21 protein-coding genes and 1 pseudogene are annotated in these 22,265 nt (G+C 75.0%); 16 read left to right on the plus strand and 6 right to left on the minus strand.

The window, feature by feature from the left end; genetic code table 11:
• The 5 genes and pseudogenes from ADY01_RS09505 to ADY01_RS09525 form a co-directional block, all read left to right on the plus strand.
• Positions 1–182: pseudogene (locus tag ADY01_RS09505) on the plus strand (M56 family peptidase); the annotation flags it as partial.
• 276 nt (positions 183–458) lie between these two features.
• The gene (locus tag ADY01_RS09510; protein ID WP_049568949.1) at positions 459–1,802 is read left to right on the plus strand and encodes a hemolysin family protein; all 1,344 of its coding nucleotides are present in this window, start codon (positions 459–461) and stop codon (positions 1,800–1,802) included.
• The gene (locus tag ADY01_RS09515; protein WP_049568952.1) at positions 1,799–2,821 is read left to right on the plus strand and encodes a hemolysin family protein; all 1,023 of its coding nucleotides are present in this window, start codon (positions 1,799–1,801) and stop codon (positions 2,819–2,821) included. The genes ADY01_RS09510 and ADY01_RS09515 overlap by 4 nt, the downstream gene beginning before the upstream one ends.
• A gap of 58 nt (positions 2,822–2,879) precedes the next feature.
• Entirely contained in the window at positions 2,880–3,455 is a 576-nt protein-coding gene (locus ADY01_RS09520) for a TerD family protein (RefSeq protein WP_049568956.1), read from the plus strand.
• A gap of 89 nt (positions 3,456–3,544) precedes the next feature.
• The gene (locus tag ADY01_RS09525) at positions 3,545–4,012 is read left to right on the plus strand and encodes a PPOX class F420-dependent oxidoreductase (RefSeq protein WP_049568960.1); all 468 of its coding nucleotides are present in this window, start codon (positions 3,545–3,547) and stop codon (positions 4,010–4,012) included.
• Here the strand turns inward: ADY01_RS09525 and ADY01_RS09530 are convergent.
• The 3 genes from ADY01_RS09530 to ADY01_RS09540 form a co-directional block, all read right to left on the minus strand.
• Positions 3,948–4,592 carry a GNAT family N-acetyltransferase gene (locus ADY01_RS09530; protein WP_234320151.1) on the minus strand — a complete coding sequence of 215 codons (645 nt, stop codon included), beginning with the start codon at positions 4,590–4,592 and terminating at the stop codon, positions 3,948–3,950. The genes ADY01_RS09525 and ADY01_RS09530 overlap by 65 nt on opposite strands.
• A 212-nt stretch (positions 4,593–4,804) precedes the next feature.
• The gene (locus tag ADY01_RS09535; protein WP_049568964.1) at positions 4,805–5,773 is read right to left on the minus strand and encodes a DUF2637 domain-containing protein; all 969 of its coding nucleotides are present in this window, start codon (positions 5,771–5,773) and stop codon (positions 4,805–4,807) included.
• A gap of 177 nt (positions 5,774–5,950) precedes the next feature.
• On the minus strand, positions 5,951–6,775 hold the full coding sequence (locus ADY01_RS09540) for a (2Fe-2S)-binding protein (protein WP_049568967.1): 825 nt from the start codon (positions 6,773–6,775) through the stop codon (positions 5,951–5,953).
• A 147-nt stretch (positions 6,776–6,922) separates the two neighbouring features.
• Here ADY01_RS09540 and ADY01_RS09545 point away from each other — a divergent pair, with 147 nt between their 5' ends.
• Positions 6,923–7,666 (plus strand): GntR family transcriptional regulator, encoded by a 744-nt coding sequence (locus ADY01_RS09545; protein ID WP_078900144.1) that lies wholly within the window; start codon positions 6,923–6,925, stop codon positions 7,664–7,666.
• A 16-nt stretch (positions 7,667–7,682) separates the two neighbouring features.
• Here ADY01_RS09545 and ADY01_RS09550 read toward each other — a convergent pair whose 3' ends face one another.
• Positions 7,683–8,429 (minus strand): hypothetical protein, encoded by a 747-nt coding sequence (locus tag ADY01_RS09550; RefSeq protein WP_049568970.1) that lies wholly within the window; start codon positions 8,427–8,429, stop codon positions 7,683–7,685.
• A gap of 237 nt (positions 8,430–8,666) precedes the next feature.
• On the opposite strand from ADY01_RS09550, the gene ADY01_RS09555 reads away from it, so the two are divergent.
• Positions 8,667–9,722: a membrane protein gene (locus tag ADY01_RS09555; RefSeq protein ID WP_049568972.1), complete on the plus strand. Its 1,056-nt coding sequence runs from the start codon at positions 8,667–8,669 to the stop codon at positions 9,720–9,722.
• On the opposite strand, the gene ADY01_RS09560 is transcribed toward ADY01_RS09555, so the two are convergent.
• Positions 9,709–11,370, minus strand: a complete 1,662-nt coding sequence (locus ADY01_RS09560; RefSeq protein WP_049568974.1) for a helix-turn-helix domain-containing protein — start codon at positions 11,368–11,370, stop codon at positions 9,709–9,711. The genes ADY01_RS09555 and ADY01_RS09560 overlap by 14 nt on opposite strands.
• 167 nt (positions 11,371–11,537) lie before the next feature.
• On the opposite strand from ADY01_RS09560, the gene ADY01_RS09565 reads away from it, so the two are divergent.
• Genes ADY01_RS09565 through ADY01_RS09585 form a run of 5 tightly spaced genes read left to right on the plus strand, consistent with a single transcriptional unit; the run spans position 11,538 to position 17,601 of the window.
• Positions 11,538–12,425, plus strand: a complete 888-nt coding sequence (locus ADY01_RS09565; protein WP_049568977.1) for an FAD binding domain-containing protein — start codon at positions 11,538–11,540, stop codon at positions 12,423–12,425.
• The gene (locus tag ADY01_RS09570) at positions 12,416–12,928 is read left to right on the plus strand and encodes a (2Fe-2S)-binding protein (RefSeq protein ID WP_049568982.1); all 513 of its coding nucleotides are present in this window, start codon (positions 12,416–12,418) and stop codon (positions 12,926–12,928) included. The genes ADY01_RS09565 and ADY01_RS09570 overlap by 10 nt, the downstream gene beginning before the upstream one ends.
• A gap of 2 nt (positions 12,929–12,930) precedes the next feature.
• Positions 12,931–15,342 carry a xanthine dehydrogenase subunit D gene (gene pucD, locus ADY01_RS09575; RefSeq protein WP_049568985.1) on the plus strand — a complete coding sequence of 804 codons (2,412 nt, stop codon included), beginning with the start codon at positions 12,931–12,933 and terminating at the stop codon, positions 15,340–15,342.
• Between the two features lie 11 nt (positions 15,343–15,353).
• Positions 15,354–16,556 (plus strand): XdhC family protein, encoded by a 1,203-nt coding sequence (locus tag ADY01_RS09580; RefSeq protein WP_049568988.1) that lies wholly within the window; start codon positions 15,354–15,356, stop codon positions 16,554–16,556.
• Positions 16,504–17,601, plus strand: coding sequence for a winged helix DNA-binding domain-containing protein (locus ADY01_RS09585; RefSeq protein WP_049568991.1), 1,098 nt, complete (start codon positions 16,504–16,506; stop codon positions 17,599–17,601). The genes ADY01_RS09580 and ADY01_RS09585 overlap by 53 nt, the downstream gene beginning before the upstream one ends.
• A 16-nt stretch (positions 17,602–17,617) precedes the next feature.
• Here the strand turns inward: ADY01_RS09585 and ADY01_RS09590 are convergent, their stop codons facing one another.
• On the minus strand, positions 17,618–18,304 hold the full coding sequence (locus tag ADY01_RS09590; RefSeq protein ID WP_049569026.1) for a hypothetical protein: 687 nt from the start codon (positions 18,302–18,304) through the stop codon (positions 17,618–17,620).
• 331 nt (positions 18,305–18,635) lie between these two features.
• Between ADY01_RS09590 and ADY01_RS09595 the strand changes: the two genes are divergently transcribed.
• The 4 genes from ADY01_RS09595 to ADY01_RS09610 all read left to right on the plus strand — a co-directional run bounded on the left by ADY01_RS09595 (position 18,636) and on the right by ADY01_RS09610 (position 22,225).
• On the plus strand, positions 18,636–18,935 hold the full coding sequence (locus tag ADY01_RS09595; RefSeq protein ID WP_234320152.1) for a DUF5955 family protein: 300 nt from the start codon (positions 18,636–18,638) through the stop codon (positions 18,933–18,935).
• Positions 18,936–19,069: 134 nt separating this feature from the next.
• Complete coding sequence (uraD, locus tag ADY01_RS36280) at positions 19,070–19,912, plus strand: 2-oxo-4-hydroxy-4-carboxy-5-ureidoimidazoline decarboxylase (protein ID WP_063784177.1); 843 nt, start codon at positions 19,070–19,072, stop codon at positions 19,910–19,912.
• 7 nt (positions 19,913–19,919) lie between these two features.
• Complete coding sequence (pucL, locus tag ADY01_RS09605) at positions 19,920–20,837, plus strand: factor-independent urate hydroxylase (RefSeq protein ID WP_049568998.1); 918 nt, start codon at positions 19,920–19,922, stop codon at positions 20,835–20,837.
• Positions 20,834–22,225 carry an 8-oxoguanine deaminase gene (locus ADY01_RS09610; protein ID WP_049569001.1) on the plus strand — a complete coding sequence of 464 codons (1,392 nt, stop codon included), beginning with the start codon at positions 20,834–20,836 and terminating at the stop codon, positions 22,223–22,225. Before pucL ends, ADY01_RS09610 begins: the two co-directional genes overlap by 4 nt.
• Positions 22,226–22,265 lie beyond the last annotated feature (40 nt).

Raw genomic sequence — 22,265 nt, forward strand, 5'->3', positions numbered from 1 at the left:
TGCCCCGCCGGGTGGCGGCGCTCCTGCGGCCCCCGCCCGCCCCCCGCAGGTGGCCGCCCGCGTTCACCGCCGTGGGCCTGGCGACCTGGACGGCCGCGGTGGGGACCACCGTCTCGGCACTGTCCTCCGCGAACGCGGCGTTGACGCTGTTCTTCGTCCTCCAGGCCGCGACGCCCCTGTAGGAACGGGGCCGGGCCGCACGGCGGGGAATGTTCATCGGTGCCGTTCGTGTTTAAGCGTGTGCGAAGGCGGTATCGCATTTTCTACAGACCTGTAGAAGCATGGGTGGTCCCGAGCGCGTCCCGCCCGAGCTCCTACCATGGACCGGACCGCAGCGTGCGCACCCACGAGTCGATTCGCAGAAGGAGCAGCAGACCCACCATGGGTGAACCTCCCAGTACCAGCCGTGCCATTCCCCGTCACCGGCCCGTGAGCCAGGGTGCGAGGGGGGTGGCACGGTGACCGAGATCCTGCTGCTCCTCCTCGCCCTGGCACTCATCCTGGCCTGCGCCGTGTTCGTGGCCGCCGAGTTCTCCCTGACGACCGTCGAGCGCGGCGATCTGGAACGCGCCGCCCAGGCCGGGGAGCGTGGCGCAGACGGCGCGCTGAAGGCCGTGCGGCGGCTGACGTTCCAGCTCTCCGGTGCCCAGCTGGGCATCACGGTGACCTCCCTGGTGATCGGCATGCTGGCCGAGCCGTCGCTCGCGGCGCTGCTGCGCGGCCCGCTGCGCGACCTCGGCGCGGGCGGCGTGACCTCGCCCGTCGCCACGGTGCTCGGCGTGGCCCTCTCCACCGTCGTGCTGATGGTCGTCGGCGAGCTGGTCCCGAAGAACTGGGCGATCTCCCGGCCGCTGGCCGTCGCCAAGGTGGTGGCGGGCCCGCAGCGCGCCTTCACGGCGTTCTTCGGCCCCCTGATCGACCACCTCAACGGCACGGCCAACCACCTGGTGCGCCACCTCGGCCTGGAGCCCACGGAGGAGCTGGCCTCGGCCCGCGGCCCCGAGGAGCTGATGGCCCTGGCCCGGCACTCCGCCGCCAAGGGCGCCCTGGAGGCCGACTCCGCCGAGCTGTTCGTCCGCACGCTCCACCTGGGCGCGCTCACCGCGGAGAACGTGATGACCCCCCGCGTGGACGTGCTGGCGTTGGAGACCCACGCCACCGCCGCGGACGCGGCCAACCTCACCCACGCGACGGGCCTGTCCCGTTTCCCCGTGTACCGCGACTCGCTGGACGAGGTCATCGGCACCGTCCACATCCGCGACGTGCTCGCGCTCGACCCCGAGCGGCGGCTGAGCACCCCGGTCACCGAGCTGCTCTCGCCGCCGCTCCTGGTCCCCGACAGCCTGCCGGTCGACCGGCTGCTCGACCGGCTGCGCGCCACCCGCACCATGGCCCTGGTGATCGACGAGTACGGCGGGACCGCGGGCGTCGCGACCGTCGAGGACATCGTGGAGGAGGTCGTCGGCGAGGTCCGCGACGAGCACGACCCGCTGGAGGTTCCCGACCTGCTGTCCGCCCCGCCCACCGGCGACGGCCGCCCCGCCTGGGAGGCCGACGGCGGCGTCCGCCTCGACCAGCTCGCCGGCATCGGCCTCAGCGCGCCCGACGGGCCCTACGAGACGCTGGCCGGGCTGCTCGCCACCCGCCTCGAACGCATACCCGCGCAGGGCGACACCGTCCGCGTCGGCGACTGGGAGCTGACCGTCCTCGACGTCGACCACCACCGCGCCGACCGCGTGACGATCACCGCCCCCGCGCCGGTCCACGAGGCCGCCGCCACCCGGGAAGGCAGGGCCCGATGACCGCGCTGCAACTGGCCCTTGGCGCTCTCACCCTGCTGACCAACGCGTTCTTCGTGGGCGCCGAGTTCGCCCTGATCTCCGTGCGCCGCAGCCAGATCGAGCCGCGGGCGCAGGCCGGGGACAAGCGGGCCCGCGTCACGCTCTGGGGCGTCGAGCACCTCTCGGCCATGATGGCCACCGCCCAGCTGGGCATCACCGTCTCCTCGCTGGTCCTGGGCGCGGTCGCCGAGCCGGCGATCGCCCACCTGCTGGAGCCGGTCTTCGAGGCGGTCAGCGTCCCCGAGGGCCTGGTCCACCCGATCGCGTTCCTCATCGCCCTGGCGCTGGCCACCTATCTGCACATGCTGGTCGGCGAGATGGTGCCCAAGAACATCGCGCTGGCCGCCCCGGTGCCCACCGCGCTGCTGCTCGGCCCGCCGCTGGTGGCCCTGACCCGCGCGCTGCGCCCGGTCATCTTCGGGATCAACGCGTTCGCCAATGTGCTGCTGCGCCTGCTGAACGTCGAGCCCAAGGACGAGGTCGCCGCCGTCTTCACCGATGACGAACTGGCCCGTCTGGTCGCCGACTCCAGCCAGGCCGGGCTGCTCGATCCGGGCGACGGCGACCGGCTGCGGGACGCGCTGGAGCTGGGCACCCGCCCGGTCGGCGAGATCCTGGTCCCGCTGGGCCGCATGGTCACGGTGGACCACCGCATCACCCCGGCCGAGCTGGAGCGGACCGCGACCTCCACCGGCTACTCCCGGCTGCCCGTCCTCGGCCCCGGTTCCGCGGTCCTGGGCTACCTGCACATCAAGGACGCGCTCGGCGTGGCGGAGCGGCAGAAGCCGTTCCCCAGGGCCGCGCTGCACGCCGTCACCCGCGTCGAGATCGACACCCCGCTCGACGACACCCTGACGGCGATGCGGGCCGACGGGACGCATCTGGCGGCGGTCACCGGCGGGCGGGGCACCGTGCTCGGCTTCGTCACGATGGAGGACGTGCTGACCACGCTCGTCGGTCCCGCACCGGCGCCGTCATGACCAGCCGTCTCTTCTACAGTGGGCATGCACTTTCATCGCCCGAGCGGAGGAGGAGAAGGTGGGCGTAACCCTGTCCAAAGGAGGCAACGTCTCGCTGAGCAAGGAGGCGCCGGGACTGACGGCGGTCCTGGTGGGGCTCGGCTGGGACGTGCGCACGACGACCGGCGCCGACTATGACCTGGATGCCAGTGCCCTGCTGTGCACGGAGACCGGCAAGGTCGTCTCCGACCTGCACTTCGTCTTCTACAACAACCTCACCAGCCCGGACGGCTCCGTCGAGCACACCGGGGACAACCTGACCGGTGAGGGCGAGGGCGACGACGAGGTGATCAAGGTGAACCTCGCGGCCCTGCCGCCGGAGATCGCCCGGATCGTCTTCCCGGTCTCCATTCACGACGCCCAGAACCGTGGGCAGAGCTTCGGCCAGGTCAGCAACGCGTTCATCCGCGTGGTCAATCAGGAGGGCGGCGCCGAGCTGGCGCGTTACGACCTCACGGAGGACGCCGCCACCGAGACGGCGATGATCTTCGGCGAGCTCTACCGGCGCGGCACCGAGTGGAAGTTCCGCGCGGTCGGCCAGGGGTACGCCTCGGGCCTGGCGGGGATCGCCACCGACTACGGCGTCAACATCTGAGGCACCTCCGACCGGCCCTCGACCGGCCCCGGCCTCCCGTCCCGCCCTCCGCGCCGGTGGCGCGGAGGGCGGGCGTAGTGTTGCCCGCCATGAGTCCTTCGATCGCGACGAACACCAGCGTCGATCTCGCGAAACTGCTCGACTTCGTCCGTCCCCGGCACCGCGCCATCCTGATGACCCGGCGCGGGGACGGCACCCCGCAGGCGTCGCCGCTCACCTGCGGGGTGGACGGCAGCGGCCGCATCGTCGTCTCGACCTATCCGGAGCGCGCCAAGACGCGCAACGCCCGGCGCGACCCCGAGGTCAGCATCCTCGTGCTGTCCGACGAGTGGGACGGCCCCTGGGTCCAGATCGACGGGAGCGCCGAGGTCCTGGACGTTCCCGAGGCGATCGAGCCCCTGGTCGAGTACTTCAGGAACATCGCGGGCGAGCACCCCGACTGGAACGAGTACCGGGAGGCCATGACCCGCCAGGGGAAGTCCCTGATCCGGATCACTCCCCGCCGCTGGAGCCCCGTCGCGACCGGCGGCTTCCCCGCCCGCCTCGCGAGGAAGTAGCGGGCGCCTCCCCGGCGGCGGTCGCCGTCGCCGTTGCCGAGGTGGTGCGGTAGCGCGCCGTGACGCCGTCCTCGGACGTACGCGTCATCCCGGCCTTCTCCAGCACGCGGACGGAGGCCGTGTTCGCCAGGTCCACCTCGGCGGTCACGGCCTCCACACCGGGGGCGGCCAGGCCGAACGCGACCATCGCCCGGGTGGCCTCGGTCGCGTAGCCGCGGCCACGGCGGGAGGCGATGATGCCGTAGCCCACGTCGACGGCGCCGTCGTTCGGCGGCCAGAACAGCCCGATGGAGCCCACGACCAGGCCCGAGCCGCGCTCGATGACCTGCCGGTGGCCGCTGCCCGTCAGGCCCTCGGGGTGCTGGGTGAGGATCCCCGCGATGACCTGGTCGCCCTCGGCGGGGAAGTCGGGGGCCCAGTGCGGCTGCCGCTCGCCGCGGTCGACGGCGAAGAGCTCCGCGGGCGTCCACGGCCGCAGCACGAGGCGCTCGGTGAGCAGGTCCCCCTCGTCGGGCGGAGCGGGCGAGGCGGAGGACGACGGAGAAGAAGAGGAAGAAGAAGGGGAAGAGGAGAAGGACACGCGGTACTCCGGGTCGGTGGTCGGGGAACGACCGGGCCCATCACCCTCCTGGGGCGGCCCGGACGAGAACACGCTGATGAGGGACCCCGCGGGCCATATTCATCAGCCTCCCTCGCCACCTGCGCGACCACGCGCTCCCCGCGCGCCGGGGCATCGTATCAAGCGGCCCCCGGGCCGCTGCCCGGGGAATGCGCAGCGCGTGCGGCTCGGCCTCAGCCGAACTGCCGCTCGATCCGGGCCAGCTTCTCCTCCAGCGAGTCCAGGCGGGGCCCGCCGAGCGTGTCGTCGCCCTCCACCGTGGCGTCGAGCGCCGCCCGCCGCTTGCCCGACTCCAGCGCGGCGGGCTCCGTGGGCGCCACCGCCACCTCGACCTGCGCGCTGCCCCGGCCGAGCATCCGGTGCTGGCGGCTGAGCGCCTTCATCCGCACGCGGTCCAGCTTCCGCTCCTCGCGGCGGCGGTTGCGCTTCTCCTCCTTGGAGCGCCGCTCCTCGCGGACCTCCTCGACCGCCTCGTCGAGGGTCCGCACGTTCTCCAGGAGCATCAGCGACCAGGCGCCGTAGGTCTCGCGCGGGGCCCGCATCCAGCGGGCGAAGCGGATCTGCGGCAGGGGCCTGGGCACCAGGCCCTGCTCGCGGAGCGCGGCGCGGCGGGTCTGCTTGAGCGCCCGGTCGAACAGGACGGCGGCCGACAGCGACATCCCGGCGAAGAAGTGCGGCGCCCCGGCGTTGCCGAGGCCGCGCGGCGCGTGCACCCAGTTGAACCAGGCGGCGGCGCCGGCGAACAGCCACACCAGCATCCGGGAGCCCATCGAGGAGTCGCCGTGGCTGGCCTCGCGCACCGCGATCACGGCGCAGAACATCGCGGCCCCGTCGAGGCCGAACGGCACCAGGAACTCCCAGCCACCCGAGAGGTTCAGGTTCTCGCGGCCGAAGCCGACCAGGCCCTGGAACGACAGTGCCGCGGCCACCCCGGCGCAGCAGAACAGCAGGGTGTAGGAGGCGGAGGCGTATACCCGCTCGCGCCGTCGGCGCGCGGCCTCCAGGCGTTCCCAGGAGTCGGACTCCCCGCTCTCCTGCCCGGACTTCCGCCCCCGGGTCAGCAGCGCCACCGCCACCAGGAATCCGGCGAGCAGCACGGCTGCCGCCAGCACCCAGTTGAGCTCTATGTCGGTGAATGTCATGGGGTGCCCCCTGCTTGGGTGTGGCGGATTCGCGGGCACATGTGCTGGTTTCGTGGTGGCTGTGCCTCCGCGAGCATCATGATGCTACCTGAGCCGCTGTCACTCGGATTTCGGTCAGAATCACACCAACGAGTGGTATTACAGGGAGAGTTGTGCGTACCCCTGGCGCATCTGTTATCAGCTTGCGGCCAGTCTGGTGACCCGTTCGCTATCACAGACGCGGGGGCAGGTGACGCAGGTTTCCTCGGGGCGCAGCGTGTAGTAGAGGCAGCAGCTCGCCCGGTCCCTGGTGTCCAGCCGCTCGCCGCCGGGGCCGGTCAGCCGGCGGAACGAGGCGCCGCGCGTGAACGGCGCGGTGGCGCCGGGCAGCAGCGACTCCGCCTCGGCGATGGCGCGCTCCTCCTCGCCGAGCAGGTCCCCGAGGTACCACAGCGACTCGACCAGCTCGTCCGTCGTCGCGGCCCACAGCGCGTGGGAGCGCCGCCGCATGTGCGGGCCGAACGCCGCGAGCACCGGGCCGAGATGGGCCGCCGCGGCCCGGCGGACCTCGGCGCCCAGCGCCGCCTCGTCACCGACGGGCCTGGCCCCCGGCATCGAGGCGGCCGGGTCGTCGGGCAGGCAGCTGAACGTGGTGGTGCGCACCGTCATCCGGCCCTGGTCCCGGTTCAGGGTGACGTCCTCGGGCGCGAGGTGGGGGACGCGGCGCAGCAGGAAGTAGGGCATGGTGAACAGCACGGCCGCGGGCCAGGCGTAGCGGTGCAGGGCGAAACTGGCCACCACGTCCGGGCGGGCGCGCCGCCCGTAGTCGGCCGCGATACCCTCGTCGTTCCAGGCCAGGAACGCGTCAAGCGCCTCGCCCCCGGCCGCGAGTTCGTCCGCGCCGACCCAGCCGTCCCCTCGGAGTGGTGTCTCCTCGCTGATCCGCAGCGAGGGCAGTACCTCCGCAACGCGTGCGTACGCCGGCGCGAGGGGCGTGGCCGGGGCGAGCGCGGGCAGCGTCATGGACTCTCCGTACGAGATCTTGGGGCAGGTAAGCCTTACCTTAGCTGATCGGTCGAGGGGTTTGCTGAGGGGCCAACTCGGCCTAATGTCTGGCCATAGGCGCAACAACCGTGTTGATTCAGGGGCAGGAGGGGACGGAGCGGACGGATGGAGCCCACCCGAACGGAATCCGCCATATCGGTGGCCACGACCGCGGTCAGAGCCGCCCCGGTGGCCGACCGGCCGCCTCTTCCGCGCCGCCCCCGTTCGCTGCCCGAGCGGCACTCGGTCCGCGCCCAGGTGCTCGCGGCGCTCCGCGACGCGTTGGCCAGCGGTGAACTCGCGCCGGGCGAGACCTACTCGGCGCCCGCGCTCGCCGAGCGGTACGGGGTCTCGGCGACCCCGGTGCGCGAGGCGATGCAGCGGCTCGCCAGCGAGGGCGCCGTGGAGACCGTGCCCAACCGCGGCTTCCGCGTCGCGGGCCGCAGCCCGCGCGACGTCGCGGAGCTGGCCGAGGTCCGGGCCGCCCTGGAGATCCCCGCGGTGATGCGGCTGGCCCGCACCCTGCCGCCGGAGCGCTGGGACGAGCTGCGCCCGCTGGCCGAGGCCACCGTCGCCGCCGCCTCGGTGGGCGACCGCGCCGCCTACGCCGAGGCCGACCGCTGCTTCCACCGCGCGCTGCTCCTGCTGACGGGCAACCGTCAACTGGTCATCGTCGCCGAGGACTTGCACCGGAAGGCGCAGTGCCCCACCGAGCTCGTCCCGCTGCCGGGCACCACCGAGCTGCTGGCCGACGCGCTGGAGCACACCGCGCTGCTCGACGCGCTGCGCCGCGGCGACCTGGCCACCGCGGAGGAGCTCTCGCGCGAACACCTCGCCGGGGTGACGGGGCGCTCGCCCGGCCATCCCTGACCCGCGCCCCGCGGCGTCACACCCGGGCGGGCCCCTCGGCCAGCCGCTCCGCAAGCGAGCGCGGCACCCCGCCCAGCAGCCGGAACAGCCGCCGCGCCTCCGCCCGCAGCCGCTCGGCGTCCGGCTCGGGCTGGACGTCGGCCAGCGCCACCAGCGCCGGGGCGATCCCGACCAGGAACCCGGTCTCCTCGCGCAGCCGCAGCGCCTCACCGAAGCCGTGCCGCGCCTCGGAGACCTCCCCGGCCTCCCGCGCGACGGCCGCGAGGTGGTGCCAGGTGTACGAGCTGAGCAGCGCGTCGCCCCGCGCGAGCGCCAGGTTGTGCGCGCGCCGGTACCCGGCCTCCGCCGCCTGCCCGCCGCCGCTCACCAGCTCCGTCATCAGCCCCCGCCGGAAGTCCAGCAGCGCGCGCCCCGGCGCCTCCGGCGCGAGCAGCGCCGCCGCGCGCCCCAGCGCGGCCCGCGCCTCGTCGGCCCGGTCGCGCACCCGCAGGGCCGTGGAGGCATAGGCGAGGTAGCCGCGCTCGCAGGCGGCGGTGCCCCGTTCCTCGTCGGTCAGCGTCATGGCCTCGGCCGACCGCAGCGCGTCCTCGGCCTCGCCCCACCCCTCCGACGTGAACACGCACCGCTCCACCAGCAGCTCGGCCCGCAGCAGCGCGGCCTCGGGCCCGCTCGCCGCCTCGGGCGCGAGCAGTGCCGCCGCGTCCTCCCAGCACCCCCGTGACCGCAGCCGCCATACCGCCGTGCTCCTGGCGCCGCCCGGCACGGGTGCCGGTGGTGGAGCACCCCCCGTGGTCCGAACCGGATGTGGTACGGCGGTCTCCGTCACATCACCCTCCCCAGCGCGTCGTCGAGCCGTTGATCGTCAAGCCTGGATGCATCTCAGCACGGAGTGCCCGAGCTGGCCAAGAGGGCTGGGTGAATCCCTTCACAAGTCGGCGGCCGTCAGCCGAACGGCCTGGTCGCGGGTGCGGCGCGCCGCCCGGGCCCGGACGATGCGTCTATGGGCGACCCGGCCGGAGGCGGTGACGGCGGAGACCGTGCCGGGCGTGGCGGCGCGGTGCTGCCTCGCGCCGCGCTCCTGGTCCTCGGGGTCCTGCTGGTGCATCTCGCGTTCATCCTGTCCTATGTCGGCGCCCTTCACGCACCGCGCCCCGACCGCGTGGCGCTCGCCGTCGTCGCCCCGGCCGAGGTGCGCGACGAGGTGGTGCGGCGGCTCGACCGCCTCCCCGGCGGCCCGCTGGACCCGGACCACCGCGCGGCGGACCCGCAGGAGGCGCGCCGCAAGGTCGAACGCAGGGAGGTGGACGGCGCGTTGATCGTCAGCGGCTCGGGCCGCACCGACACGCTGCTGGTCGCCTCGGGCGGCGGCGCGGCGCTGGCCGAGGCGCTCACCACGGTGATCCGGAAGGCCGAGGCCGGGGAGCGCCGTTCCGTGGAGGTCAGGGACGTCGCCCCGGCGGGCCCGGGGGACCGGCGCGGGCTCGCCTCGTTCTACCTGGTCGTCGGCTGGTCTGTCGGCGGCTACCTGTGCGCCGCCGCGCTCGCGCTGGGCGCGGGTCCACGCCCCGCGGGCGCCGGGCGCGCGCTGGGCAGGCTGCTGGTCCTCGCCCTCTACGCGGTGGCGGGCGGGATCGGCGGGGCCGTGCTGGTGGGCCCGGTCCTGGACGCGCTGCCGGGACGCCTGGTGGCGCTCGCCGCCCTGGGCGCGCTCGTGGTCTTCGCCACCGGCGCGCTGACCCTGGCCCTCCAGGCGCTGTGCGGCATGGCCGGGATCGGCCTCGCCATCCTGATCGTGGTGGTGCTCGGCAACCCGAGCGCGGGCGGCGCCTCCCCCTATCCGCTGCTGCCCCCGTTCTGGCAGGCCATCGGCCCGGCCCTGATCCCCGGCGCGGGGGTCTGGACGGCGCGTTCCCTCGCCTACTTCGACGGCCGCTCGGTGCTGGCCCCGCTGCTGGTCCTCGCCGCCTGGGCGGCGGGCGCCGCGGCGGTCACCGTCGCCCTGGCCCGCCTGCGCGCGGGCCCCCGCGCGCCGCTCGACCGGCTCACCTTCCGCTGACGGTCAGGCGCAGCGCCAGGAAGAAGTCCACCTTGTCCTCCAGCCGCGACAGGTCCCGCCCGGTCAGCTGCTCGATCCTGCCGACGCGGTACCGCAGCGTGTTGACGTGCAGGTGCAGGCGGGCCGCGCAGCGGGTCCAGGAGCCGTCCGCCGCGAGGAACGCCTCCAGCGTCGTCATCAGCCCCGCCCGGTGGCGCCGGTCGTAGTCGCGCAGCGGTTCGAGCAGCCGGTCGGTGAACGCGCTCCGCACCTCGTCCGGCACGAACGGCAGCAGCAGCACGTGCGAGACCAGCTCGTCGTGGCCCGCGCCCGCCACCCGCCCCGGGCGCGCGGCGGCGAACCTCCGGCAGTGCCGCGCCTCCTCCAGCGCGCCCCGCAGCCCCTCGGCCGAGGGCACCACCGCGCTCACGCCGAGCGTCAGCCGCCCGCCGGGGCCGAGCCCGCGCTCCAGCACCTCCCGCACCGGCCCCAGGAGGGCCTCGGCGCGCAGCGGCTCCTCGCCGTCCCCGGCGGGCAGCGGCACCAGCGCGACCGCCTCGCCGTCCCCGTCGCCGACCTCGCTTCCGCCGCTCCGGACCGCGGCCACCTCGGCGAACGGGGCGAGCAGCTCCTCCAGCAGGCCGGGCACCTCCGCCGGGACTCCCTCGACGCGCGCCGTCACCACCTGCCAGCCTGCGGGCCCCGCCCCGGCGCCCGGCGCCGCACCCGCCCCGGCCCGCGTCCCGGACAGCGCGGGCGCCAGCACCCGCAGCCTGGCCTCGACCTCCGCGGGCGGCGCGCCCGCGGCCAGCAGGTCGAGCACCTCCCGCGCCAGCCGCCTGGGAACCGAGCGGGCGGCGTCCCGGCGGTCGCGTTCCGCTGCGATCAACTGGGCGACGCCGTCCAGGAGATCGAGCCGCTGGTCCGGCCAGTCCCGAGCGTCGGCGCGCACCACGAGCAGCCAGTCGGACAGCGGCGCCCGGCGGCGGCCTCCGCCGTCGCCCCTCACGGGGAAGAGGGAGTGGGGAACGCCGTCCACCGTCGCCGGACGCGGTCCCGGGCGGCCGGAACGCGCCTCGGCGAGCCGCCGCGCCGCCAGCCGCGCGGCCGCCGCCGCGGGCAGCGGCTCGGGGCCCGAGGCGGCGATCGGCCGCCCGGTGGCGGAGATCAGCCAGGCGCGCAGGTCGAGGTCGGAGGCGAGGAGATCGAGCACCGCCTCGGGGCCCGAGCCCGAGGGCCCGGCCGACATCAGCCGCCGGTGCCGCTCGACGACCGCGGCGAGGTCCCCGGCCCGTTCCCCGGAGACCTGCCGCACCACATGCTCGGTGATCTCGGCGAAGCCCACCTCCTCGGCCACCGCGAACAGCGGCAGCCGGTGCAGCGCGCAGGCCGCCGTCAGGTCGTCGGGGACCGAGCCGAACTCGGCCTCCCCGGCCGCCAGTCCCGCGACGCCCGCCGCGGCCAGGATCCGGACGAACGGCTCGGAGTCCCCCGGCCCGCGCCACCATGCCAGGCCGGTCAGGACCAGCTCCCCGCCGCGCAGATAGCGGCTCGGGTCGCGCAGGTCGGTCGTCATCACCCCGAGCACCCGCCGTTCGAGTCCCGCGCCGTCGCCGCCGAGGAGCCGCAGGCCCAGGGACCCGGTGTCCAGCAGTGTGCGCAGTCGCATGCCGTCCGCCGATGTCGTGTGTGCCTTCCGTTCGTACGAATCTACAAGAATGAGGTCCGTGACGAGGCGGCGCTTCGGCCGTTCCGTGACTGCCCGCCGAGGGCCCCCTCCGGCTGTACTGGGGGGACCGCCCCCGCGCACCCCTTTCGAGGCATGGAGTGCCCCTGATGGACTTCCTCCGCCCGGCCACCTGGCGTGAGGCGCTGGCCGCCAAGGCGGCCCACCCCGACGCCGTGCCCCTGGCCGGCGGCACCGACCTCATGGTCGAGCTCAACTTCGACCGCCGCCGCCCGGACCGCCTCCTCGACCTCGGCCGCGTGGCCGAGCTCGCCACCTGGGAGACGGACGAGGACACCGTGCGGCTCGGCGCCGGCGTCCCGTTCCGCGACATCATCGAACGGCTCGCGCCGCGCCTGCCCGCCCTGGCCCTGGCCGCGCACACCGTCGGCTCCCCGCAGATCCGCACCCGCGGCACCGTCGGCGGGAACCTGGGCACCGCCTCCCCGGCGGGCGACGCCCATCCCGCGCTGCTCGCCGCGGGCGCGAGCGTGGAGGCCGAGTCGGTGCGCGGCAGCCGCGACATCCCGGTCGAGGAGTTCTTCACGGGCCCCAAGCGGAACGTGCTCGCCGCCGACGAGCTGATCCGCGCGGTGCGTATCGACACCGCCCGCGGGCCCCAGCAGTTCGCCAAGGTCGGCACCCGCAACGCCATGGTGATCGCCGTCTGCGCGTTCTCCCTCGCGCTGCACCCCCACACCCGCACCGTCACCACCGGCGTCGGCTCCGCCGCCCCGACCCCGCTGCGGGCCCGCGCCGCCGAGGCGTTCCTCACCGGCGTGCTCGACGAGGGCGGCCACTGGGACCACGGCAGGCCCGTGTCCCCGGCCGCCGCCGCCCGTTTCGCCGAGCTGGCCGCGGGCGCCTGCGCCCCCATCGACGACGTGCGCGGCAGCGCCGACTACCGCCGGCACGCGGTCGGGGTCCTCGCCCGCCGCACCCTGCACTGGACCTGGACCGCCTACACGGCACCCAAAGGAGCCGCCTCGTGCGCGTGAACCTCACCGTCAACGGCAGCCCGCGGACGGCCGACGACGTCTGGCCCGGCGAGAGCCTGCTCTTCGTGCTGCGCGAGCGCCTGGGCCTTCCCGGCAGCAAGAACGCCTGCGAACAGGGCGAGTGCGGCTCCTGCACCGTTCGCCTCGACGGCGACCTGGTCTGCGCCTGCCTGGTCGCCGCGGGCCAGGCCGAGGGGCGGGAGGTGGTCACCGTCGAGGGCCTCGCCGCCGAGGGCGAGGACGGCGCGCCGCGCCTGACCGCGCTCCAGCGCGCGTTCCTCGACGCGGGCGCCGTGCAGTGCGGCTTCTGCACCCCCGGGCTGCTGATGGCCGCCGACGACCTGCTGACCCGCACCCCGGACCCCGCCGACGCCGACATCCGCGAGGCCCTCTCCGGCAACCTCTGCCGCTGCACCGGCTACGAGAAGATCATCGACGCGGTCCGGCTCGCCTCGGCCCGCACGGCCGCCGGCGCGCCCGCCGGCAGCGCGGAAGGGGAGTGACCATGGGCGTGACACCGTCCCCGGCCGAGTTGATCCAGCGCGCCGCATCCGGAACGGGGGCCGGCGCGGGAGGCGTCGGCGAATCCGCCCCCCGGCCCGACGGCACCCTCAAGGTCACCGGAGAGTTCGCCTACGCCTCCGACCTGTGGCACGAGGACATGCTGTGGGGCCACACCCTGCGCAGCCCGCACGCCCACGCCAGGATCACCGCGCTCGACACCGCACCGGCCCTGGCCCTGCCCGGCGTCCACGCGGTGCTGACCCACGAGGACCTGCCCGCCGCCACCCACTACGGGCTCGAACTGCGCGACCAGCCGGTGCTGGCCCGCGACGTGGTGCGGTACCAGGGCGAGGCCGTCGCCCTGGTCGCCGCCGACCCCCCCGAGCCCGCCCGCCGCGCCGCCGCCCTGATCCGGGTCGCCTACGAGGAGCTGCCCGTCGTCCACGACGAGGCGTCCGCCACCGCCCCCGGCGCCCCCGTCCTCCACCCGGACCGCACCGACCCCTACGCGGCGCACGTCCCGCACCCCAACGTGGTCCACCGCCAGCCCGTCCTGCACGGGGACGTCGCGACCGCCGCGCCGACCGCGGACGTCGTGGTCACCGGCACCTACCACGTCGGCATGCAGGACCAGGCGTTCCTCGGGCCCGAGTCCGGGCTCGCCGTCCCGGACGAGGACGGCGGCATCGACCTCTACATCGCCACCCAGTGGCTCCACGTCGACCAGCAGCAGCTCGCCCCCGTCCTCGGCCTGCCGCCCGAGAAGGTCCGGCTCACCCTCTCCGGCGTCGGCGGCGCGTTCGGCGCCCGCGAGGACCTCTCGATGCAGGCCCACGCCTGCCTGCTCGCGCTGCGCACCGGGCGGCCCGTCAAGATCGTCTACAACCGGCACGAGTCGTTCTTCGGCCATGTCCACCGCCACCCGGCCACGCTCACCTACGAGCACGGCGCCACCCGCGACGGCAGGCTCGTCCACGTCAGGGCCCGCATCGTCCTGGACGGCGGCGCCTACGCCTCCTCCTCCCCGGCCGTCGTCGGCAACGCCGCCTCCCTCGGGCTCGGCCCCTACGAGGTGGAGCACGCGGAGATCGAGGCCCTGGCCCTCTACACCAACAACCCGCCCTGCGGCGCCATGCGCGGCTTCGGCGCCGTCCAGGCGTGCTTCGCCTACGAGTCGCAGATGGACAAGCTCGCCGACGCCCTGGGCCTGGACCCGGTGGAGCTGCGCCGGCGCAACGCCATGAGCCAGGGCTCCACCATGCCCACCGGCCAGGTGATCGACGCGCCCGCCCCCGTCGCCGAGCTGCTGCGCCGCGTCAGGGAGCGCCCGCTGCCGCCCGAGCGGCCGTGGGAGACGACCGACGCCGAGACCGGCGCCCGCGCCACCGACATCCGCGCCCTGCCCGGCGGCCTGTCCAACACCAGCCACGGCGAGGGCGTCGTGCGCGGCGTCGGCTACGCGGTCGGCATCAAGAACGTCGGCTTCTCCGAGGGGTTCGACGACTACTCCACGGCCCGCGTCCGCCTGGAGGCGGTCGCGGGCGAGCCCGTCGCCACCGTCCACACCGCCATGGCCGAGGTCGGCCAGGGCGGCGTCACGGTGCACGCGCAGATCGCCCGCACCGAGCTCGGCGTCACCCAGGTCACCATCCTCCCGGCCGACACCCGCGTGGGCTCGGCCGGTTCCACCTCGGCCTCCCGGCAGACGTACATGACCGGCGGCGCCGTCCGGCACGCCTGCGAGGCCGTCCGCGCGGAGGTGCTGCGGCTCGGCGGTGAGCGGTTCGGCTGGGCGGAACGGTTCGGGCCCGAGGCGGTGCGCGGGCTGCGGCTGGCCGGCGGCAAGGTCGTCACCCCCGAGGGCGAGGCACTGGCGGCGCTCGCCGACGTGCTGGGGGAGGAGGCCGTCGACCTGGAGCTGGAGTTCAGGCACCGGCCCACCCAGCCGTTCGACCTGAGAACGGGTCAGGGCTTCGGCCATGTGCAGTACTCGTTCTGCGCGCACCGGGCCGTCGTGGAGGTCGACACCGAGCTGGGACTCGTCAAGGTCGTGGAGCTGGCCGCCGCCCAGGACGTCGGCAGGGCGATCAACCCCTCGGCCGTCGTCGGCCAGATCCACGGCGGCGCCGTCCAGGGGCTCGGGCTCGCGGTGCTGGAGGAGATCCTGGTCGGCCCCGACGGCCGCATCCGCAACCCCTCGTTCACCGACTATCTGATCCCCACCATCCTGGACACCCCCAGCATGCCCGTCGACGTGCTCGAACTCGCCGACCCGCACGCCCCCTACGGCCTGCGCGGCGTCGGCGAGGCACCCACCCTCACCGCGACGCCCGCCATCGTCGCCGCCGTCCGCCGGGCCACGGGCCGCGCCCTGCACCGGGTGCCGGTGCGGCCCGAGCACCTGGTCGGCTGAGGAGGTCACCCGTGCTGGAGATCGCCGAGGGACTGCGCGCCTGGCTCCGGGAGGGGCGCGCGTTCGCCGTGGCCACCGTGGTGGCCGTGCACGGCAGCGCGCCCAGGCCGCCGGGCGCCGCGCTCGCCGTGGACGCCTCGGGCACCGCGCTCGGCAGCGTCTCGGGCGGCTGCGTGGAGGGCGCCGTCTACGAGCTGTGCCGGGAGGCGCTGGCCGACGGCGTCCCGCGCACCGCCGGTTTCGGCTATGCCGACGATGATGCTGACACCGCGTTCGCCGCCGGGCTGACCTGCGGCGGGTCCCTCGATGTCCTGGTCACCCCGGTCGCGGCCGACGCCCCGCACCGCGCGGTGCTGGCCGCCGCCCTGGACGCGGCGGCCGAGGGGTCCGAGGCGGCGCTCGCGCGGATCGTCCCCGCGGCGGACGTCGGCGCGCGGCGGGGTCCCGGCCGCGCGCCGGGCGCGCTGCTGGTGCGGCCGGACCGCGCGTTCACCGGCACGCTCGGCGGCGGTGGGGCGCTGGACGGCGCCGCCGCCCGCGAGGCGGCGGGGCTGCTGGCGGCCGGGCGCACCGGCGCCGTCGCGCTCGAAGGCGCGGACGGGGAGCCGGTGTCCCTGCTGGTGGAGTCCCGTACGCCGCCCCCGCGGCTGCTGGTGTTCGGCGCCGTCGACTTCGCCGCGGCCCTGGCGCGGGCGGGCGCCTTCCTCGGCCACCGGGTCACGGTCTGCGACGCCAGGCCGGTCTTCGCCACCGCCGCCCGCTTCCCCGACGCCCACGAGGTCGTCGTGGACTGGCCGCACCGCTACCTCGACGCGCAGCGTCCCGGCGCCGGGACGGCGGTCTGCGTGCTGACCCACGACCCCAAGTTCGACGTGCCGCTCCTCACCCGGGCGCTGCGGCTGCCGCTGGCCTACGTGGGCGCGATGGGCTCCCGCCGCACCCACCGCGAGCGGCTGGAGCGGCTGCGCGAGGCCGGGGTCACCGAGGCCGAACTGGCGCGGCTGCGCTCGCCGATCGGCCTCGACCTCGGCGCCCGCACCCCCGAGGAGACGGCCCTGTCGATCGCCGCCGAGATCGTCGCCGTCCGCCATGGCGGCACGGGTGCCCCGCTCACCGGCTCCACCCGGCCCATTCACCGCGCGCCGGCCGTAGGGTCGGCCCATGACCACGGTCCCGCTGCTCTCCCTGCGAGCGCTCAACCGCGCGCTGCTTGACCGCCAGCTGCTGTCGCGCCGCGCGACGACGAGCGCCGCCGCGGCCGTGGAGCACCTGGTGGGGCTTCAGACCCAGGTGCCGACCACGCACTACACGGCGCTGTGGTCGCGCCTGGCCGGGTTCGACCCGGACGACTTCTCACGCCGCTTCGAGGCCAGGGAGTTCGCGCGGATCAGCCTGCACCGCTCCACCATCCACACCGTCACCGCGCGGGACTGCCTGGCGCTGCGGCCGGTGCTGGAGGCGGCCCACCGGCGGCCCTTCCGCTCCAACTGGGGCAGGAAGCTGGCCGGCGTGGACGAGGCCGCCGTCGCCCGCCGGGCCAGGACCCTCACCGAGGAGCGGCCCCGCACCTTCCAGGAGCTCGGCGCCCTGCTGGCCGAGGAGTGGGACGCCGACCCCCAGGCGCTGGCGCAGGCGGCCCGCCACCACCTGCCGCTGGTCCAGGTGCCGCCGCGCGGCCTGTGGCAGCGCGGCGGGGCCGCCCGGCACACCACCGCCGAGTCCTGGCTCGGCGCCGCGCTCGGCGAGGAGACCGCGCCCGACGGCCTGGTGCTGCGTTACCTGGGCGCGTTCGGCCCCTCGTCGGTCAAGGACGCTCAGACCTGGTCGGGACTGACCAGGCTGCGGGAGGTCTTCGACCGGCTGCTGCCCGAGTTGATCCGCTTCCGGGACGCGAACGGCGTGGAGCTGTTCGACCTGCCCGACGCCCCCAGACCGGGGGAGGGCGCGCCCGGCGTGGTCCGGTTCCTCCCCGAGTACGACAACCTGTTCATCGGGCACGCCGATCGCACCCGCGTCATCTCCGACGCCGCCAAGGCCCGTACCTGGCGCGCCAATCGGGCCTTCCCCGTCTTCCTGTCCGACGGCTTCGTGCGCGGCACCTGGCGCATCGACACCGACCGGACGGCCACCGAGGCGACCCTCGTCCTCACGCCGTTCGACCCGCTGACCGCCGCGGAACGCGCGGGCCTGGCGGAGGAGGGCGCCCGCCTCCTCGCGTTCCACGCCCCGGGCGCCGCCCACGACCTGCACTGGAAGTGAGGCTCCGGCGGGGAGTTCACCCTCCGCCGGCACCCTGGCGCACCAGCGCGTCCGCCGGCTCGTTCACCGGCTGCGGGGCGCCCGTCAGATCCAGGACGAACAGCGGCAGCTGGAGTTCGTCGGCCCGGCCGCGCGCCTCCCGGTCGTAGCCGGCGAGCGAGAAGGCGACGGCCAGGGCCGGTTCGACCGCGGTGTGCAGCCACAGCATCTCGACCTCCCTGACCTCGGTGGGCGTCATGGCCGCGTTGACCAGGCCGACCACCGCCGGGCCGCGCAGGTCGACCCCGCTCGCCGGACGCGGAACGGCGCTGCGCACGCCGGTGAAGCCGAGCCAGCGCAGGAACTGCGCCGCACACGCCACGGCGTCGTACGCGGTCCTGATGGTGATCGGCCGGAACGGCGGACGCTCCGCCCCCTCGGCCACCTCGGCCTGAACGGCGCTCGCGCCGTCCGGCATCAGCCGCACCGTCACGCCGCAGGCGCAGTCGAACTCGGGCTGCGGCCACTGCCCGTTGCGCCCGCAGGCCGGGCACTCGACCTCCGTCCAGGCCGCCGCCCAGGACCGGTGCCGCACCGATACGGGTGAACTCTCGCGCGGCAGGGGGACGCTGAGCGGTGCCCCGCAGGCGCACGGATACCGGGGTGGGATGTAGGCGTGCTCCCGTCGGCAGCCGGGGCACCGGACGAGCACAGTTTTCGTCATCTCCCGCTCCACGTAAGGAACTTCTCGACGAGATTCTCACAGTCTTCCCGACGGACGGGTGATCCTGCGGGCATATGCTGGCATCCTTGATTCTGCCGCGTTCACCGGTTTTGTTCACCCGAAACTGACGCGTTCTCTCGCCCTCTGTGTGGCGCGATGCGCGGACAGTGATATTTACTTTCCTTGTTCGGTCCGCCGACCAGACGACCCCGCGACAGCGCGGTCGCGGGGGCGGACACGGCCGGCGTCACAGAAGACGGCAGGGGAGGGCCGAGTGGCAGCAAGAGAAGCTGAAACTGCCCACGTCATGCGGAGCATCCCATCGACGGGGATGGATCCGCGCCTGCTGGCCCTGCGGACAGCACTGGACCGCCTGCGCAGAGACCTGCGTGGCTATCCGGCGCGGCTCGCGGACCGGGAGGTCGCCGAGCGCGAGCTCGCCGCGCTCGAAGTCATCGTGGCCAACGGCGTTCCCGACACGGGCGCCCTGGGCCAGTCGCTGCTGCTGATCGCAGCGGCCATCGGATCCGTCAGCGCCCTGGCGCCGGGGGTCCACCAGTTGCGGAAGGCGGTCGAGCTGTTCGGCGTCCCGCACCAGAGGCTCCAGTCGGGCTGGCCGAGCGGGTGCTGAGGCCCCCGCCGACCTGAGGGGAACGGACCGCGCGCGCCCGGGGCGCGCACGGCCGCTCCCGCGCCGTCCGTCGGAGCTGGCGCACGCCCGACAAACGGTTGACGATCACTCTCCGCACGGCTTAGCTGTCTGCCATGACGCCGAGTCCGACGCCGGGCCTGTCCTGGATCAACGGCGCCGACGAGCGCGCGGTGCGCAGGGCTCTGCGCCGGGTCTGCGCTTCGAGCGCCTGGGGCGCCCGCGTTGTCGCCGCGCGCCCCTTCAACGGCGCCGAGTCGCTCCTCGCCGCGAACGACGCGGCCGTCGCCGCGCTCGCGACCACGGACCTCGCCGAGGCCCTGGCCGCCCACCCGCCCATCGGCCGCCCCGACAGCGGCGACGCCGCCTCGGCCCGCGAGCAGGCGGGCATGGCGGACGCCCCCGCCGACCTCCGCGCGGAGATGCTGGCACTGAACCTGGCCTACCAGGACCGGTTCGGGCACATCTTCCTGATCTGTGCGACGGGCCTGACCGGCGAGCAGCTGCGCGACGCGCTCCACCTCCGCCTGGGCGCCTCTCCCGAGGCCGAATGGGAGACCGTCCGCGCCGAGCTCGGCAAGATCAACCGGCTGCGCCTGACCCGTCTGGCCGAATCCGCCGCCACCGTCTCGACGCATGTGCTGGACACCGCCGCGGGACACCCCGCCGCGGGCATCCCCGTCACGCTCTCGACCGCCCCCGCGCCCACCGGCGCCTGGACCGCGCACGCCGCCTCGCTGACCGACCGCGACGGGCGCTGCGCCGACCTGCCCGCGCTGCCGGGCGACGCCGCGCTGGCCCGGCTCACGTTCGCCGTGGAGCCGTACCTCGCGGGCGCCGGGGGAGGGGCCGCGTTCTTCCCCGAGGTCACCGCCGCCTTCGCCGTCGTGCCGGGCGAGCACTACCACGTGCCGCTGCTGCTGAGCCCGTTCGGCTACTCCGTCTACCGAGGGAGCTGACCCGCCCGTGCCCCTGCTCGGACCCAACCAGTACGGCAAGGCGGAGATCCGCCTGGTCCGGGTGGTCAGGGACGGCGCCGTCCACCACGTCCAGGACCTGAACGTCTCCGTCGCCCTCTCGGGCGAGATGGCGGACGTGCACCTCTCGGGCGACAACGCGGCCGTGCTGCCCACCGACACCATGAAGAACACGGTGTACGCGTTCGCGCAGCGGCACGGCGTCGGGACGCCCGAGGCGTTCGGGGCGCGGCTCGCCCGTCACTTCGTCACCGCGCAGCCGACGATCCACCGGGCCCGCGTCCGCCTCGCCTCCTACGCGTGGGACCGCATCGCGACGCCGGGCGACGACGCGCACTCCTTCGTCCGCTCCGGCGGGGAGACGCGCACGGCCCAGGTGACGTTCGACACGGTGGCGGGGGAGAGCTGGGAGATCCTCAGCGGCCTGACCGGGCTGACCGTGATGAACACGACGGGCTCCGAGTTCCGCGGCTATGTCAAGGACGGTTACACCACCCTGCCCGAGACGGACGACCGGGTGCTGGCCACCGACGTCACCGCGCTGTGGCGCCACGCGGGCACGGACGCCGGCGCCGCCGGCGACTGGGACGCCTCCTGGGCGGCGGCCAGGACCCACCTGCTGGAGGCGTTCGCCGGAACGTACTCGCGCTCGCTCCAGCAGACGCTGCACGCGATGGGGGCCCGCGTCGTCGAGCAGCTTCCCGGCGTCGAGGAGATCCGCCTCTCCCTGCCGAACAAGCACCACTTCCTGGTGGACCTGGCGCCGTTCTCCCTGGAGAACCCGGCGCCCGACGGCGCCATATACCACGCGGCCGACCGCCCCTACGGCCTCATCGAGGCCACCGTGCTGCGCGACGGTGCCGACGCCCGCATCCCGGCGGACCTGACCGGCGGGGGCCTCGCGTGACGGCGGCGGGCGCCGGGGCGCGCGCCGGGCGCGTCGTCATCGAGAACTGCGCCGTCGCCACCGTCGACGCCGACTCCACCGAGTACGGCCCGGGACACCTGGTCCTCGCGGGCGACCGCGTCGAGGCGGTCGGCCCCGGTCCCGCGCCCGCCGGGCTCACCGGCGTCACGCGCCGCGTGGACGCCACCGGCCACCTGGCCACCCCGGGGCTCGTCAACACGCACCACCACTTCTACCAGTGGCTCACCAGGGGCCTCGCCCAGGACGCCAACCTGTTCGGCTGGCTCACCGCCCTCTACCCCGTCTGGGCCCGCATCGACGAGCCGATGGTGCACGCCGCTGCCCGCGCCTCGCTCGCCATGATGGTCCGCGGCGGCGTCACGACCGCGATGGACCACCACTACGTCTTCCCACGCGGCGCGGGCGACCTGCTGGGCGCGGAGATCCGCGCGGCCGCCGAGATCGGCGTCCGCTTCACCGCCACCCGCGGCTCGATGGACCTCGGCGTCTCGGACGGCGGGCTGCCGCCCGACTTCGCGGTGGAGACCACCGAGGAGGCGCTGCGCGCCACCGAGCGCGCGGTGCGCGAGTACCACGACCCGTCGCCGAACGCGATGCTCCGGGTCGCCGTCGCGCCCTGCTCGCCGTTCTCGGTGACGACGGAGCTGATGCGTGAGGCGGCGGCCCTGGCGCGGCGGCTCGGCGTGCGGCTGCACACGCACGGCTCGGAGACGGTGGAGGAGGAGCGCTTCTGCCACGAGCGGTTCGGCATGGGCCCGACCGCCTACTTCGAGTCCACCGGCTGGCTCGGCGAGGACGTGTGGATGGCGCACTGCGTCCACATGAGCGACGACGACATCGCCGCCTTCGCCCGCACCGGTACGGGCGTGGCGCACTGCCCCTCCTCCAATGCCCGCCTGGCGGCCGGGATCGCCCGCGTCCCCGACATGCTGGCGGCCGGCGTCCCGGTCGGCCTGGGCGTGGACGGCACGGCGTCGAACGAGTCGGGCGAGCTGCACACGGAACTGCGCAACGCGCTGCTGGTCAGCCGCCTCGGCCCGCACCGCGAGCGGGCCCTGACGGCCCGCCAGGCGCTGCGCCTCGGCACCGCGGGCGGGGCACGGGTGCTGGGACGGGAGGCGGAGACCGGCTCGCTGGAGCCGGGCAAGCTCGCCGACGTCGTGTTGTGGAGGCTGGACGGCCTCGGCCACTCGACCATCGCCGACCCCGTGGCCGCGCTGGTCTTCGGCCCCCCGGCCCCGGTCACGCTCTCCCTGGTGAACGGCGTCCCCGTCGTGGAGGACGGCCGCCTGACGAGGGCCGACGAGACCACCATCGCGGCCGAGGCCCGCACCCAGGCCCGCCGCCTGGCCGCGCTGGCGGGGTAGACGCACGGGCCTCCTCGCGCGCCGGTGACCGTGCCCGGCG

The organism is Streptomyces sp. SBT349 (assembly GCF_001083795.1).
Classification (GTDB): Bacteria; Actinomycetota; Actinomycetes; order Streptomycetales; family Streptomycetaceae; genus Streptomyces.